The organism is Pseudomonas sp. Wu6 (assembly GCF_019891515.1).
In the GTDB taxonomy this organism is placed as follows: Bacteria; Pseudomonadota; Gammaproteobacteria; order Pseudomonadales; family Pseudomonadaceae; genus Aquipseudomonas; species Aquipseudomonas orientalis_A.
Genome location: NZ_JAFLXH010000029.1, coordinates 53,168 through 69,445 on the forward strand (window position 1 = coordinate 53,168; position 16,278 = coordinate 69,445).

Genomic DNA, 16,278 nt, shown 5'->3' on the forward strand with positions numbered 1-16,278 from the left:
ACCGGTGCTCTAGAGCACCGGCGCGGCTGCCACTGCTTTCGGCTGGCGATACAGGTCAAGCAGCACCTGGTCCAGCACCGACGACGCGCCCCACGGCTTGGAATCGTTGAGAATCGCCACCACCGCCCAAGTGTTGCCATTGTTGTCGCGGCTGAACCCGGCGATGGCGCGCACGGTGTTCAAGGTGCCGGTCTTCACATGGGCTTCGCCGCGCATGGCGGTGGTCTTCAGGCGTTTACGCATGGTGCCGTCGGTGCCGGCGATCGGCAGAGAGCTGATGTATTCGGCGGCGTAGGGGCTTTTCCAAGCCGCTTGCAGCATGGCCGCCATCTCACGGGCGCTGACTCGTTCGGCGCGGGACAGGCCGGAACCATTCTCCATCACCAGGTGTGGCGCGGTAATGCCTTTTTTCGCCAGCCACTGACGCACCACGCGTTGCGCGGCCTTGGCATCGTCGCCATCGGCATCGTTGCGAAACTGCGCGCCCAGGCTCAGGAACAGTTGCTGGGCCATGGTGTTGTTACTGTATTTATTGATGTCGCGGATGATTTCCGCCAGGTCCGGCGAGAACGCACGGGCCAACACTTTGGCGTCCTTGGGCACCGGCGCCTGGATATCGCGGCCCTGGATGGTGCCGCCCAACTCCTTCCAGATCGCACGCACGGCGCCGGCGGTGTAGGTGGCATGGTCGAGCAGCGACAGGTAGGTCTGCGAACTGCAACCGTCCGCCAACTGGCCACTGACGGTCACGGTCACACTGCCATCGGCGGCGGTCACCGGGCTGTAGCGTACGTCGCCGGTGCATTGTTTGGCGTTGGACACTTTCACCTGATTGTCGATGCGAATGCTCGCAATCGGCGGCTCGACCGACACGATCACCCGCCCGGCATCATTGCGCGTCACGAAGCGCAGGGCCTTGAGGTTGACCAGCAGGGCATCGGGCTTGACCAGGAACGGCTTGTTCTCGTCGTTGCCGTCGTCATTGAACTCCGGCAATTGTGGCTGCTGGAAGAAGTTGCGATCCAGGACCAGGTCGCCGGTGACCTGTTGTACGCCGTTGGCGCGCAGGTCGCGCATCAACAGCCAGAGTTTCTCCATGTTCAGCTTGGGATCGCCGCCGCCCTTGAGATACAGGTTGCCGCGCAACACGCCGCCACTGAGTACGCCGTCGGTGTAGAACTCGGTTTTCCACTGATGGTTGGGGCCGAGCATTTCCAGGGCCGCGTAGGTCGTCACCAGTTTCATGGTGGAGGCCGGGTTCACCGAAACGTCGGCATTGAACACGGTCGGCGTACCAGGGCCGTTCAAGGGCAACATCACCAGGGACAGGGCGGTATTTTGCAGTTTGGCCTTCTGAAGGGCCTGGGCAACGCTGGGGGGCAGGGTGTTATTGACGGGGGCGGCGGTGGCATGCAGGGCCAATGGCAGAAGAACACCGGCGAGGAAAACAGAACGCAACGATTTGATCATAAAAAATAAGACCCTACTGCTGAGGAGGGTGAAAAAGGCGAGGGGTATACAAGAAAAATCCCTCATTGGTCATGAAAGTGTCGGCATTATGCCCCAAGCCGAGCTTACTTGTAGCTGAACGATAGCGGGTAATCCGGGTTTTTTTATCGGCCAAACGCCGCCCGTCCCAGAGAGTCGGGCAATTGCCGCCTTAAACTGCTAAAGTGCCGGCCGTTATTACTTAAGAGGATTGTTCCAATGGCGACTAACCGTTCCCAGCGTCTGCGCAAAAAACTGTGCGTTGATGAATTTCAAGAGCTGGGTTTCGAACTGAACCTGGACTTCAAAGAAGGCCTGAGTGAAGAAGCTATCGACGCTTTCCTCGAAGCATTCATCAAAGAAGCCATGGAAGCCAACGGTCTGGGTTATGTCGGCGGCGATGACTACGGTCTGGTTTGCCTGCAGAAGCGTGGCTCGGTCAACGAAGAGCAGCGTGCTGCCGTTGAAGCCTGGCTGAAAACCCGTTCCGAGCTGACCAAGGCTGAAGTCAGCCCGTTGCTGGACGTGTGGTATCCGGAAAAGCCGATCAACGCGGCCAAGTGATACTAAACAAAACGGCGACCTGAGGGTCGCCGTTTTTTTATGCCTTGCGCCCGTTCAGAATCAGCAGCGTCAACACTCCCGCCACAATCCCCCAGAACGCCGAACCAATGGAAAACAGCGTCAGGCCTGACGCGGTGACCATGAAGGTGATCAACGCCGCTTCCCGCTCCCGGGGCTCACTCATGGCGATGCTCAGGCCATTGATGATCGAGCCGAACAACGCCAGCGCCGCAATCGACAGCACCAGTTCCTTGGGCAACGCGGCGAAGAGCGCCGCCAATGTGGCGCCGAACACCCCGGCAATCCCGTAGAACACCCCGCACCAGACGGCTGCGGTGTAGCGCTTGTTGCGGTCTTCGTGAGCGTGCGGCCCGGTGCAGATCGCCGCGCTGATGGCCGCCAGGTTGATGCCGTGGGAGCCAAAGGGCGCCAGCACCAGCGAGGCAAGGCCGGTGCTGGTTATCAGTGGCGAGGCCGGCACGGTGTAGCCGTCGGCGCGCAGCACGGCGACCCCCGGCATGTTCTGCGAGGTCATCGCCACCACGAACAGCGGGATACCGATGCTGATGGTCGCCGCCAGCGAAAAGTGCGGTGTGGTCCATACCGGTGTTGCGACTTCCAGATGAAAACCGCTGAAATCCAGCAACCCCATCAAGCCCGACAGCAGGGTGCCGCTCACCAGTGCGGCCAGCACCGCATAACGCGGCGACAGGCGCTTGATGATCAGGTAAGTGAAAAACATCCCCAGCACCAGGCCGGTGCGATGCTGCGCGGCGACGAAGATTTCACTGCCGATCTTGAACAGAATCCCCGCCAGCAACGCCGCCGCCAGCGACGCGGGGATACGCTTGACGAGTTTTTCAAAGCTGCCGGTCAGCCCGCAGAGGGTCACCAGCACTGCGCAGGTGATGTAGGCACCGATGGCCTCGCCGTAACTGACGCCGCCCAGGCTCGTGATCAACAGCGCCGCGCCGGGTGTCGACCAGGCGATGGTGATCGGCGTGCGATAGCGCAGGGACAGGCCGATGCTGCACACCGCCATGCCGATGGAAATCGCCCAGATCCACGAGGAAATCTGCGCCGTGGTCAAACCGGCGGCCTGGCCGGCCTGGAACATCAGCACCAGCGAGCTGGTGTAGCCGGTCATCATCGCGATGAAACCGGCGACGATGGCCGAAGGTGAAGTGTCGGCCAGCGGGCGCAGCGGCGCTTGGGTGGCGTCGGTCATGAAAGGGTGTTCCTTTTACCTGACTTCGCACGCGGTAGGAGCGAGCTTGCTCGCGAAAATCGCCAACGATAACGCGGGCAATCAGATTAAACGCGGCGCCCTTGGATTCTTCGCGAGCAAGCTCGCTCCTACAGTGGGATGTCGTTCATGGGAAATCGTGGAATCAAGCCTAAACTCAAACGTAACGACCCATTGCAATACAGCCGGCGCCGCAAACAGCCGTACAGTGTGTTGGCGCATTGGGTTGTGTACAATGTGCCGTGTTTTCAGGCGATACTTGCCAGCGACTCCCTGTTGCCGTATTACCTTAAAGTTGTCGTATTACCGTTAATTCGCCGCCGTTCTCCCTACCCGAGTGCCCATGAACGAACAGTTGCAACCTCTCAAGAAACAACCGCGCGCCGGCAAGACCGGTCGCAGCGGAACCCAGGACGATATCGTCTACGCGCATATCTTCGAGGCGATCCTCGAACAACGCCTGGCACCTGGCACCAAATTGAGTGAAGAGGCACTGGGCGAAATCTTCGGCGTGAGCCGTACCATCATTCGCCGCGCGTTGTCGCGCCTGGCCCATGAGGGTGTGGTGTTGCTGCGGCCCAATCGTGGCGCGGTCGTCGCCAGCCCGAGCGTCGATGAAGCCCGCCAGGTGTTCATGGCGCGGCGTCTGGTGGAGCGGGCGATCACCGAGTTGGCGGTGCAGCACGCCACCGCCGAACAACTGGCCGAGTTGCGCCAGATGGTCAACGACGAACGCGACAGTTTCTCCCGTGGTGACCGTGGCGCCGGTATTCGCCTCTCCGGCGAATTTCACCTGAAGCTGGCCGAAGCGGCGAAGAATGCGCCGCTGATCAGCTTCCAGCGCAGCCTGGTGTCCCAGACCTCATTGATCATCGCCCAGTACGAAAGCGGCAACCGCTCGCACTGTTCCTACGATGAGCACACCCAGCTGATCGACGCGATCGAAGCCCGGGATGCGGTACTGGCGGTGGATTTGATGATGCATCACATGGATCACATCGACAGCAAGCTCAACCTCGATGAGGAAAGTGCATCGGATGATTTGCATGCGGTGTTCTCGCATCTGTTGCAGACCAAGAAGGCGGGGCGCTCTTCGGTAAAACTGTAATTTCCCTGATTCACCGGGGATAAAAATGTGGGAGGGGGCTTGCCCCCGATAGCAGTGTGTCAGTCAATGCATAGGTTGGCTGATCCACCGCAATCGGGGGCAAGCCCCCTCCCACATTGGTTTTTTGGTGCCTCTGAAATTAGCGTTGGTGCACCAGATTGCCGGCCGCGTAGGTCTGCAATACCGCCCGATCATCCCCCAGTGTCATCAGCACAAACAACGTCTCGGCAATGTTATTGGCCTGCTTCAAGCGGTAGCTGAGCAGCGGCGTGGCGTTGTAGTCCAGCACCAGGAAGTCCGCGTCCGTGCCCGGCTGCAAAGTGCCGATCCGGTCTTCCAGGCGCAACGCCCGCGCGCCGCCCAGGGTGGCCAGGTACAGCGACTTGAACGGGCTCAACCGCGCGCCCTGCAATTGCATGACCTTGTAGGCTTCATTCAGCGTTTGCAGCAGCGAGAAGCTGGTGCCGCCGCCCACGTCGGTGCCCAGGCCGACATTCAGTGTGTGCTTCTCGGCCATCGGCAGGTTGAACAGGCCACTGCCGAGGAACAGGTTCGACGTCGGGCAGAACGCCACGGCCGAGCCGGTCTGCGCCAGCCGGGCACACTCGTCGTCACACAGATGCACGCCGTGAGCAAACACCGAGCGTTCGCCCAGCAATTTGTAGTGGTCGTACACATCCAGATAGCCTTTGCGCTCCGGAAACAACTCCTTCACCCATTCGACTTCCTGCATGTTCTCACTGATGTGGGTCTGCATGTACAGGTCCGGGTACTCGCCCAGCAGTTGCCCGGCCAGCGTCAGTTGCTCCGGCGTGCTGGTCGGCGCAAAGCGCGGCGTGACGGCATAGTGCAGGCGGCCCTTGCCGTGCCAGCGCTCGATCAGCGCCTTGCTTTCCTGGTAGCCCGATTGCGGCGTGTCGGTCAGGTAGTCCGGCGCATTGCGATCCATCATCACCTTGCCGGCGATCATGCGCAGGTCGAGTTTTTCGGCCGCTTCAAAGAACGCGTTCACCGACTGCGGATGCACACTGCCGAACACCAGCGCGGTGGTGGTGCCGTTGCGCAGCAGTTCCTTGATGAAAATGTCCGCGACTTCCTCGGCGTGGGCCTTGTCGGCGAACTGGCTTTCACAGGGGAAGGTGTAGGTGTTGAGCCAGTCCAGCAACTGCTCGCCATAGGCGCCGACCATGCCGGTCTGCGGCAGGTGGATGTGGGTGTCGATCAGGCCGGGGGTGATCAATGCATCCTGGTAGTGAGTGATATCGATGTCAGCGGGCAACGTCGGCAGCAGGTCGCTGGCATGGCCGAGTGCACTGATCTGGCCGTTATCGATCACCAGCAGGCCGTCTTCGAAATATTCGTAGGACGCTTCAATGCCCACGATGGCAGGGTCGTCGATGCTGTGCAGGATGGCGGCGCGGTAGGCTTTGCGGGTCAAAGGCATGGTGATCTCAATTGATAGCTTGGCTGCGGCGTGACACCGGCAGCAATTTGGCAATGGGCTCGGCGCTGGCGGTGTGCTGGCCGAAATTGGCGTTATAGGTGGCGATGATTTCGCCGGCGATGGAGATGGCAATCTCCACCGGCAATTTGCCCTTCACCTCGGTGAGGCCCATGGGGCAGCGCATGCGTTGCAGTTGCGCGGCATCGAAGCCGCGATCGCGCAGGCGGTGTTCGAACTTGACGCGTTTGGTTTTCGAGCCGATCAGGCCGAAGTAGGCGAAGTCATTGCGCTTGAGCAGGGCGGCGGTGAGTTCCAGGTCCAGCGCGTGGTTGTGGGTCATGACGATGCAGTAACTGCCCGCCGGCAAGTCGGCGATTTCGTCGACCGGCTCTTCGCTGACGATTTTACGCACGCCTTGCGGGATGTTCCCCGGGAATTCCTGCTCACGGGCATCGATCCAGCGCACCCGGCACGGCAGGCTCGCCAGCAACGGCACCAGCGCACGCCCCACGTGGCCGGCACCGAATACCGCGATGTGCGCCTGCACCTGGCCCATCGGTTCGAACAGCAGCACGGTGACGCCACCACAGCACTGGCCCAGGCTCGCGCCGAGGCTGAAGCGCTCCAGGTGGGTGTTCTGCTGGCCACGGGCGAGCATCTCGCGGGCGATCTGCATCGCCTTGTATTCCAGGTGCCCGCCGCCGATGGTGTCGAAGGTCTGCGCGGCACTGATTACCATCTTCGAACCGGCGTTGCGCGGCGTGGAGCCGAGCTCTTCGATGATGGTCACCAGTACGCAGGGCTCGCCCTGGTTCTGCAGGTCGGCGAGGGCGCTGATCCAGTTGTTCATAGTCACCTCTTGTGGTGTCTGTCAGGCCGTCATCGGGGGCAAGCCCCCCTCCCACACTTGAAGGTATTCACAGTTCAAAATGTGGGAGGGGGCTTGCCCCCGATGGCAGCGCCTCGGTCTAGAGCGAAGCCAACTCGGTTTCGGTATCCACCGCCACAGCGGCGCTCAACTTGCGCATCTGCTCACACCCCCACAACACCCGCTCGGGCGTGGCCGGCGCGTCGATCTTCGGCTGCTGGCGATAGTCACCCAGGCTCGCCACCGCATCCTTGATCGCGCACCACGAAGCAATCCCGAGCATGAACGGCGGCTCGCCCACGGCCTTGGAATGGAACACAGTGTCTTCGGGGTTCTTGCGGTTTTCCACCAGCTTCACCCGCAGGTCCAGCGGCATGTCGGCCACCGCCGGGATCTTGTAGCTGGCCGGGCCATTGGTCATCAGCTTGCCCTTGTTGTTCCACACCAGCTCTTCCATGGTCAGCCAGCCCATGCCCTGGATGAACCCGCCTTCCACCTGGCCGATGTCGATGGCCGGGTTCAACGAGGCGCCCACGTCGTGGAGGATGTCGGTGCGCAGCATCTTGTATTCGCCGGTCAGGGTGTCGACGATCACCTCGCAGCAGGCCGCGCCGAAGGCGAAGTAATAGAAAGGCCGTCCGCGCGACTGGCTGCGGTCATAGAAAATCTTCGGGGTCTTGTAGAAGCCGGTGCTCGACAGCGAGACCTGGGCGAAATACGCCTGCTGGATCAGCGCCTCGAAGCTCAGGATCTGCTCACGCACGCGCACATGGCCGTTGCGAAATTCCACATCCGCTTCGCTGACGTCGTACTTGCGTGCGGCAAATTCCACCAGGCGCTGCTTGATGGTTTCGGCGGCGTTCTGGGCGGCCTTGCCGTTCAGGTCGGCACCGCTGGACGCCGCGGTTGGCGAGGTGTTCGGCACTTTGTCGGTGTTGGTCGCGGTGATCTGCACGCGGTCGATGTCGACTTGGAACACTTCGGCCACCACCTGGGCGACCTTGGTGTTCAGGCCCTGGCCCATTTCGGTTCCGCCATGGTTCAGGTGAATGCTGCCGTCGGTGTAGATATGAATGAGCGCGCCGGCCTGGTTGAGAAAGCTCGCGGTAAACGAGATGCCGAATTTGACCGGGGTCAGCGCCAGGCCCTTTTTCAGGATCGGGCTGTGGGCGTTGTACAGGCGAATCGCTTCGCGGCGCTCGGCGTATTGGCTGCTCGCCTCCAGCTCGGCGGTCATTTCTTCGAGCATGTTGTGCTCGACGGTCTGGTAGTAGTGGGTGACGTTGCGCTCGGTCTTGCCGTAGTAGTTGGCCTTGCGCACGGCCAGTGGGTCCAGCGCCAGATGGCGGGCGATGGCGTCCATCACTTCCTCGATGGCGACCATGCCCTGGGGGCCGCCGAAGCCACGATAAGCCGTGTTCGAAGCCGTATTGGTCTTGCAGCGATGGCCGTTGACTGTGGCATCGCCCAGGTAATACGCGTTATCGGCGTGGAACATCGCGCGGTCGACAATCGAGTTGGACAGGTCCGGCGAACAGCCGCAATTGCCGGCCAGCTCCAGGTTGATGCCGTTCAAACGGCCGTTGTCGTCAAAGCCCACGTCATATTCGATGTAGAAAGGGTGGCGCTTGCCGGTCATCAGCATGTCTTCGACCCGCGGCAGGCGCATCTTGGTCGGTTGCCCGGTGAGGCGTGCCACCACCGCGCACAGGCAGGCGGGGCTGGCGGCCTGGGTTTCCTTGCCGCCAAACCCGCCGCCCATGCGGCGCATGTCGACGACGATCTTGTTCATCGACACATCGAGCACTTCGGCCACCAGTTTCTGCACTTCGGTGGGGTTTTGCGTGGAGCAGTAGACGATCATGCCGCCGTCTTCGGTGGGCATTACCGAGGAAATCTGCGTCTCCAGGTAGAAATGCTCCTGGCCGCCGATATGCAGCGTGCCCTGGATACGGTGTTTCGCGCTCGCCAGCGCGCCGGCCGCATCACCGCGTTGATGGGTGTGGCTGTCGAGCACGAAGTGTTTGTTGCGAAACGCCTCGACCACATCCAGCACCGGCTCCAGGTCTTCGTATTCGATCACCGCCGCCATCGCGGCTTTACGCGCGGTCTCAAGATCGCGGGCGGCCACGGCCAGCACCACCTGGCCGACGAACTGCACGGTGTCGATGGCCAGCAACGGATCGCCGGGCATCAATGGGCCGATGTCCTTGAGGCCCGGTACGTCTTCGTGGGTAATCACGATGCGCACGCCGTCGAAGGCATAGCAGGGCGCGGTGTCGATGCTGAGGATTTTCGCGTGGGCGCGGTCGGACATGCGCGCATACAGGTGCAACTGGTTGGGAAATTCGAGGCGGTCGTCGATGTACTGCGCCTCGCCGCTGACATGCTTGGCGGCGCTGTCATGCTTGACGCTGCGGCCGACGCCGGAGGTCAGGTCCTGGGCGAACAGCTCGGCCAGTTCGGCCTGGGTTTTTACCACGGCGTGATGGTTAGACATAAGCGGTCACCCGAGTCTCGATGTGCGGCGTTTGCAGTTCGATGAAGTATTTGCGCAGCAGGTTCTGCGCGCTGAGCAGGCGGTATTCCTTGCTGGCGCGGAAGTCCGACAGCGGGGTGAAGTCCTCGGCCAGGGCGGCGCAGGCTTTTTCCACGGTAGCGGCGTTCCAGGTGGCGCCGACCAGTACCGTTTCGCAGTGCCTGGCGCGCTTGGGGGTAGCGGCCATGCCGCCGAAGGCGACGCGGGCCTCGCTGATCACACCGTTGTCGAGCTTCAGGTTGAAGGCGGCGCACACAGCGGAGATGTCATCGTCCAAACGCTTGGACACCTTGTAGGCGCGAAACAGTGAATGGCCCTTGTGCACGATGATCTTCTCGATGAATTCGCTGTCCTGGCGGGCAGTGACGCGGTAGTCGATAAAGTAGTCTTCCAGCGCCAGGGTACGGCGGGTCTGGCCCTTGCACAGCACAATCTGCGCACCGAGGGCGATCAGCAGCGGCGGTGAATCGCCGATGGGCGAGGCGTTGCCGATATTGCCGCCCAGGGTGCCCTGGTTGCGGATCTGCAGGGAGGCGAAGCGGTGCAGCAAGTCGCCAAAATCGGGGTATTCGTGGTGCAGCGCGGTGTAGCAGTCGGAGAGGGCGGTGGCGGCGCCGATTTCCAGGCGGTCATCGAAGGATTCGATGCGCTTCATCTCTTCGATATTGCCCACGTAGATCATCACCGGCAGGGTGCGATGGAACTGGGTGACTTCCAGCGCCAGGTCGGTGCCGCCGGCCAGCAGGCGGGCTTGCGGGTAGGCGTCGTAGAGATCGGCCAGGTCGGCGACCGTCAACGGCACCAGGCAGCGTTTATCGCCGCTGTTGAGTTCGCCGGTTTGCGTTGGTGCAATCGCCTTGAGCTGCGCGATGGTCTGGGCTTCACGGCTGTCGAACTGGTCCTGGGGCTTGTTGCAACAGGCCTGTTCGGCCGCCGCCAGAATCGGGCGGTAACCGGTGCAGCGGCACAGGTTGCCGGCCAGGGCTTCGTGGGCTTTCTGGCTGTCGGGCGCGTCGCTGTTCTTTTGCAGGGCAAACAACGACATCACGAAGCCCGGGGTGCAAAAGCCGCACTGCGAGCCGTGGCACTCGACCATCGCCTGCTGCACGCTGTGCAGTTGGCCCTGATGCTTGAGGTCTTCGACACTGATCAGTTGCTTGCCGTGCAACGACGAGACAAAGGTCAGGCACGAATTGAGGCTGCGATAACGGATCTGCTCAACGCCTTGATCGTTGCGGTGCAACTCGCCGACCACCACGGTGCACGCACCGCAGTCGCCGCTGGCGCAGCCTTCCTTGGTTCCGGATTTGCCCACATGCTCACGCAAATAGTTGAGCACGGTCAGGTTGGGGTCCAGGGCGTGCTCGCTACGGAGTTCCTGGTTAAGTAAAAACTGGATCACGGAAGGCCTCGCAGACTCATTATTGTTGTTAACCGCTTTGCGCCGAATCTAGTCATGTCTGACTTTTCGGTCAATGGTTTTCTGACCTAAGGGTCAAGAAAATCCGGTCACAACACATTCAATTATGGTCCAGTCTTCTGGAACCGTTGTTTTCAGGGGCTTATGGCGGTTCAGGCTTGCGTGTTTCATGCCAAATTCGCCACCGTGGGCGTAGCGCCATCAGCGGGCCAATGCGCTACACTGCCGCGCTTGTACCGATAGAAGATTTTGAAGGGAAAACATGACGTTCAAGGCGCCGGACAGTCTCGCCGAGCAAATCGCTCACCACCTCGCCGAACGTATCATTCGCGGCGATCTCAAGCCTGGGGAGCGGATCCAGGAACAGAAGGTCACGCTGGCGCTGAATGTCAGCCGTGGTTCCGTGCGCGAAGCCTTGCTGATCCTCGAACGCCGGCACCTGATCGCGATCCTGCCGCGCCGTGGCGCTCACGTCACCGAACTCACCGCACACAAGGTGCAGAGCCTGTGCACGTTGATGGGCGAGATGTACATCCTGCTTGGCAATGCAGTGGCCGAAGGCTGGCAGACCCAGGCCGACATGGCGCCATTCCTGCAAATCCAGCAGCGCCTGATGGCCAGCTACGAGCGCCAGGACATCCGCGCCTTTGTCGAAGAAAGCTTCAATGTGATGCGCGCCGCGTACCCCTTCGCCAACAATCCGTACCTGCAGGAAACCGTCGAGAACCTGCAGCCGGCGATGAACCGCGCCTATTACCTGGCCCTTGACCAGCGCAAGGCGGAAATGAGCGAGTACCTCGCGCTGTTCGAACAACTGCTCGCTGCCGTGCTGGCCCGCGACCTGGCGCAGATCCGCCTGGTGCTGTCGGCTTACTGCCAGCGCAGCAGCTCGCTGGTCATCGCAGCGTTGGCGGACGCCTAAACGTGCGGCTCAAGTGCATCAAACTGGCGGGGTTCAAATCCTTCGTCGACCCGACCACGGTGAACTTCCCCAGTAACATGGCGGCGGTGGTCGGGCCCAATGGCTGCGGCAAGTCGAATATTATCGACGCCGTGCGCTGGGTGATGGGCGAGAGTTCGGCGAAAAACCTGCGCGGCGAGTCGATGACCGACGTCATCTTCAACGGTTCCACCAGCCGCAAACCGGTGAGCCAGGCCAGCATCGAGCTGGTGTTCGACAACTCCGACGGCACCCTGGTCGGCGAGTACGCGGCCTACGCGGAAATCTCCATTCGCCGTAAAGTCACGCGCGACAGCCAGAACAGTTATTTCCTCAACGGCACCAAATGCCGTCGACGCGACATCACCGATATCTTCCTCGGCACAGGCCTGGGCCCGCGCAGTTACTCGATCATCGAGCAGGGCATGATCTCCAAGCTGATCGAAGCCAAGCCCGAAGACCTGCGCAACTTTATCGAGGAAGCGGCCGGCATCTCCAAATACAAGGAGCGCCGCCGCGAGACCGAAAACCGCATCCGCCGCACCCATGAAAACCTCGCCCGCCTGACCGACCTGCGCGAAGAGCTGGAGCGCCAGTTGGAGCGCCTGCACCGCCAGGCGCAGGCGGCCGAGAAGTATCAGGAATACAAGGCCGAAGAGCGCCAGCTCAAGGCACAACTGTCGGCCCTGCGCTGGCAGGCGCTGAACGACCAGGTCGGCCAGCGCGAAGCGATCATCGGCACCCAGGAAGTCAGCTTTGAAGCGCTGGTGGCCGAGCAGCGCAACGCCGACGCCAGCATCGAACGCCTGCGGGACGGGCACCATGAACTGTCCGAACGCTTCAATCTGGTGCAGGGCCGCTTCTATTCGGTGGGCGGTGATATTGCCCGGGTCGAACAGAGCATCCAGCACGGCCAGCAACGCCTGCGCCAGTTGCAGGACGATCTGAAGGAAGCCGAGCGCGCACGCCTGGAGACCGAATCGCACCTGGGCCACGACCGTACCTTGCTGCTGACCCTGGGCGAAGAGCTGGACATGCTCACCCCCGAGCAGGAAATCACCAGCGCCGCCGCCGAAGAAGCCGCCGCCGCCCTGGAAGAAGCCGAAACCGGCATGCACGGCTGGCAGGAACAGTGGGACACGTTCAACCTCAAATCCGCCGAACCGCGGCGCCAGGCCGAGGTGCAGCAGTCGCGTATCCAGCAACTGGAAACCAGCATGGAGCGCCTGGCTGAACGCCAGCGCCGCCTGCAGGAAGAGCGCGTGTTGCTCGCCGCCGACCCGGAAGACGCGGCGATCATGCAGTTGAGCGAGCAACTGGCCGAAAGCGAAATGACCCTCGAAGAGCTCGAGGCCAGCGAAACGCAGCAAGTGGAACGCCTCGAGCAATTGCGCCAGCAATTGCACACCGCGACCCAGGCGCAGCAACAGGCCCAGGGCGATCTGCAGCGCCTCAACGGGCGGCTGGCTTCATTGGAAGCCTTGCAGCAAGCCGCGCTGGACCCCGGCACCGGCACCGCCGAATGGCTGCGCGACCAGCACCTGGCCGAGCGCCCGCGCCTGGCCGAAGGCTTGAAGGTCGAGGCCGGTTGGGAGCTGGCGGTGGAAACCGTGCTGGGCGCCGATCTGCAAGCGGTGCTGGTGGATGATTTCGGCGGCTTCGACCTGGCCGGTTTCACCCAGGGCGACCTGCGCCTGCTCAGTCCCGCAGCCGATTGCACGCGGGTGCCGGGCAGCCTGCTGGACAAGGTCGAGGCGGCGATTGACCTGTCGCCGTGGTTGGGCCAGGTCAAACCGGTCGAATCACTGGAGCAGGCCCTGGCCCAACGCGGCCAGTTAGCGGCCGGCGAAAGCCTGATCAGTCGCGACGGCTATTGGGTCGGCCGCCACTTCCTGCGCGTGCGCCGTGCCAGTGAGGCCGAAAGCGGTGTATTGGCCCGTGGCCAGGAAATCGTCAACCTGAGCGCCGAGCGTGAAGAGCGCGAGGCCACCCTCGAAAGCCTGGAAACCGAACTGCAAACCCTGCGCGCCACCCAGCGCCAGCAAGAGACAGGCCGCGAACATCTGCGCCGTCTGTTACAGGACGAAGCGCGCCAGCAAGGCGAATTGAAAGCGCAACTGTCGGCGAGCAAAGCCAAGGTCGAGCAACTGACCCTGCGCCGCACCCGCCTTGACGAAGAAGTCGCCGAAATGGGCGAGCAGCGTGCCCTGGAGCACGAACAGATCGGCGAAGCGCGCCTGCTGTTGCAGGAAGCCCTCGACAGCATGGCCCTGGACACCGAGCAGCGCGAACTGCTGCTGGCCCAGCGCGACAGCCTGCGCGAACGCCTCGACCGCGTGCGCCAGGAAGCCCGCCAGCACAAGGACCACGCGCACCAACTGGCGGTGCGCCTCGGCTCGCTGCGCGCCCAGCACACGTCCACGGCCCAGGCCCTTGAGCGCCTGGAGATGCAATCGGAACGCCTCACCGAAAAGCGCGAGCAACTGAGCCTCAACCTGGAGGAGGGCGAAGCGCCGCTGGAAGAGCTGCGCCTCAAGCTTGAAGAGTTGCTCGACAAGCGCATGAGCGTCGACGAAGAACTCAAGACCGCGCAGATCGCCCTGGAGGACGCCGACCGCGAACTGCGCGAGGCTGAAAAGCGCCGGACCACGGCCGAACAGCAATCCCAGTTGATTCGCGGTCAGCTCGAACAACAGCGGATGGAGTGGCAAGCCCTGACCGTGCGCCGTAAGACCCTGCAGGACCAGTTGCTCGAAGACGGCTACGACCTGCACGGCGTACTCAACACGCTGACCGCCCAGGCCAACGAAAAAGACGCCGAGGAAGAACTTGAGCGCATTGCCGCGCGTATCCAGCGACTGGGCGCGATCAACCTCGCGGCCATCGATGAGTACCAGCAGCAGTCCGAGCGCAAACGTTATCTGGATGCCCAGAACGCCGACCTGGTCGAAGCGCTGGACACCCTGGAAAACGTGATCCGCAAGATCGACAAGGAAACCCGCAACCGCTTCAAGGATACCTTTGATCAGATTAATGGCGGTTTACAGGCGTTATTCCCAAAAGTTTTCGGTGGTGGCAGTGCCTACTTGGAACTGACGGGCGAAGATCTACTCGATACAGGGGTAACGATCATGGCGCGGCCACCGGGCAAGAAGAACAGCACCATCCATTTGTTGTCCGGCGGCGAAAAGGCCCTGACGGCCCTGGCCCTGGTATTTGCCATCTTCAAGCTGAACCCGGCGCCGTTCTGCATGCTCGACGAGGTCGATGCACCGCTGGATGACGCTAACGTTGGACGCTACGCTCGGCTGGTCAAGGAGATGTCCCAGACGGTGCAGTTCATCTATATCACCCACAACAAGATTGCCATGGAAATGGCCGATCAGTTGATGGGCGTGACGATGCATGAGCCGGGCTGTTCGCGTTTGGTCGCCGTCGATGTGGAAGAAGCGATGGCGATGGTGGAATCCTGAGGTCTGTCAGGAAGGAATTTTACAGCACGCTGTAGGATGGTTTACCGGTCTGGGAAAAGTGGCAAATGGACATATTTGCTCAAGGCATTTTGACAGACGGTGTAAAGTTATCTTTGGTCGTGCTAGTTTAATGTCAATTTTTCGTATGCGTGGGCAAAACGTCAGTCAGAACATAGAGTTGGCGCCACGTTTTAAAGCGGTTTGCACGGTGCTAAACCCCTTATTTTTCAGCATTTTTTATTAGAGGCACGGGATTACATGGAAATCGGTCTGCGCGAGTGGCTGATCGTCATCGGCATCATTGTCATTGCCGGTATTCTTTTTGATGGCTGGCGCCGCATGCGCGGTGGCAAGGGCAAGCTTAAATTTCGCCTGGACCGAAACCTGTCCAACTTACCTGACGACGACGGCAGCGCTGAGCTGCTGGGGCCGCCCCGTGTGCTGGATACCCACAAGGAACCGCAGCTGGACGAGCACGACTTGCCGTCGATGAGCGCGCCGGTGCGTGAGGCCCGCGAGCCGTCGTCCAAGCGTGGCAAGCGCGGCAGTGCCGGCGTGGCCGAGCCGCATCAGGGCGACCTGAACTTGGACGTCGACGAAGGCCCGAGCTTCAGCAGCCGCGACGATGATTTCCCGGATGAAAACGGCGGCAAGGCCCCATCGCGCCAATCGGTCAACGATCAGCCGGCCGCCGAAGAAGTGCTGGTAATCAGTGTGATCTGCCGCGATGCCGGTGGCTTCAAAGGCCCGGCCCTGTTGCAGAACATTCTTGAGAGCGGCCTGCGTTTTGGCGAGATGGATATTTTCCACCGTCACGAAAGCATGGCCGGCAACGGCGAAGTGCTGTTTTCCATGGCCAACGCGGTCAAGCCCGGCACCTTCGATCTGGACGACATCGACCTGTTCAGCACCCCGGCGGTCAGTTTCTTCCTCGGCCTGCCCGGCCCGCGTCACCCCAAGCAAGCGTTCGACGTGATGGTGGCCGCGGCCCGCAAGCTGTCCCAGGAACTCAACGGCGAGCTCAAGGACGACCAACGCAGCGTCCTCACCGCCCAGACCATCGAGCATTACCGTCAGCGCATCGTCGAGTTCGAGCGTCGCGCCCTGACACAAAAACGCTGAGGATTACGCCTCGGCGTTGTCGGATAGAATAAGCGCACTACCATTTGAGCAGCTTCGGCTGCTCTT

The 16,278-nt window shown here is 61.6% G+C and carries 11 protein-coding genes; 5 read left to right on the top strand and 6 right to left on the bottom strand.

Annotated features, from left to right (window positions below; all coding sequences use genetic code 11):
* Window positions 1–9: 9 nt before the first annotated feature.
* Window positions 10–1,470, bottom strand: coding sequence for a D-alanyl-D-alanine carboxypeptidase/D-alanyl-D-alanine endopeptidase (gene dacB, locus J1G34_RS19410; RefSeq protein WP_065887863.1), 1,461 nt, complete (start codon window positions 1,468–1,470; stop codon window positions 10–12).
* A 237-nt stretch (window positions 1,471–1,707) separates the two neighbouring features.
* On the opposite strand from dacB, the gene J1G34_RS19415 reads away from it, so the two are divergent.
* Window positions 1,708–2,052, top strand: a complete 345-nt coding sequence (locus J1G34_RS19415) for a YggL family protein (RefSeq protein ID WP_057721210.1) — start codon at window positions 1,708–1,710, stop codon at window positions 2,050–2,052.
* A gap of 37 nt (window positions 2,053–2,089) precedes the next feature.
* On the opposite strand, the gene J1G34_RS19420 is transcribed toward J1G34_RS19415, so the two are convergent.
* Complete coding sequence (locus J1G34_RS19420) at window positions 2,090–3,280, bottom strand: benzoate/H(+) symporter BenE family transporter (RefSeq protein ID WP_065892352.1); 1,191 nt, start codon at window positions 3,278–3,280, stop codon at window positions 2,090–2,092.
* A gap of 361 nt (window positions 3,281–3,641) precedes the next feature.
* On the opposite strand from J1G34_RS19420, the gene J1G34_RS19425 reads away from it, so the two are divergent.
* A complete protein-coding gene (locus tag J1G34_RS19425; protein WP_065887865.1) occupies window positions 3,642–4,406 on the top strand; it encodes a GntR family transcriptional regulator in 765 nt (254 codons plus the stop codon).
* 139 nt (window positions 4,407–4,545) lie between these two features.
* Here J1G34_RS19425 and guaD read toward each other — a convergent pair whose 3' ends face one another.
* From guaD to xdhA, 4 genes are all read right to left on the bottom strand, one after another.
* Complete coding sequence (gene guaD / locus J1G34_RS19430; protein WP_222994500.1) at window positions 4,546–5,850, bottom strand: guanine deaminase; 1,305 nt, start codon at window positions 5,848–5,850, stop codon at window positions 4,546–4,548.
* Window positions 5,851–5,857: 7 nt separating this feature from the next.
* On the bottom strand, window positions 5,858–6,700 hold the full coding sequence (gene xdhC, locus J1G34_RS19435) for a xanthine dehydrogenase accessory protein XdhC (protein WP_222994501.1): 843 nt from the start codon (window positions 6,698–6,700) through the stop codon (window positions 5,858–5,860).
* A gap of 118 nt (window positions 6,701–6,818) precedes the next feature.
* Window positions 6,819–9,218, bottom strand: a complete 2,400-nt coding sequence (gene xdhB / locus J1G34_RS19440) for a xanthine dehydrogenase molybdopterin binding subunit (protein ID WP_122561885.1) — start codon at window positions 9,216–9,218, stop codon at window positions 6,819–6,821.
* Window positions 9,211–10,659, bottom strand: a complete 1,449-nt coding sequence (xdhA, locus tag J1G34_RS19445; protein ID WP_222994502.1) for a xanthine dehydrogenase small subunit — start codon at window positions 10,657–10,659, stop codon at window positions 9,211–9,213. Before xdhA ends, xdhB begins: the two co-directional genes overlap by 8 nt.
* Before the next feature lie 280 nt (window positions 10,660–10,939).
* On the opposite strand from xdhA, the gene J1G34_RS19450 reads away from it, so the two are divergent.
* The 3 genes from J1G34_RS19450 to zipA all read left to right on the top strand — a co-directional run bounded on the left by J1G34_RS19450 (window position 10,940) and on the right by zipA (window position 16,212).
* Complete coding sequence (locus J1G34_RS19450) at window positions 10,940–11,599, top strand: GntR family transcriptional regulator (RefSeq protein WP_065934980.1); 660 nt, start codon at window positions 10,940–10,942, stop codon at window positions 11,597–11,599.
* Between the two features lie 2 nt (window positions 11,600–11,601).
* A complete protein-coding gene (smc, locus tag J1G34_RS19455) occupies window positions 11,602–15,090 on the top strand; it encodes a chromosome segregation protein SMC (protein ID WP_222994503.1) in 3,489 nt (1,162 codons plus the stop codon).
* A gap of 258 nt (window positions 15,091–15,348) precedes the next feature.
* Window positions 15,349–16,212, top strand: a complete 864-nt coding sequence (gene zipA / locus J1G34_RS19460) for a cell division protein ZipA (RefSeq protein ID WP_065892358.1) — start codon at window positions 15,349–15,351, stop codon at window positions 16,210–16,212.
* The last annotated feature ends 66 nt before the right edge of the window (window positions 16,213–16,278 follow it).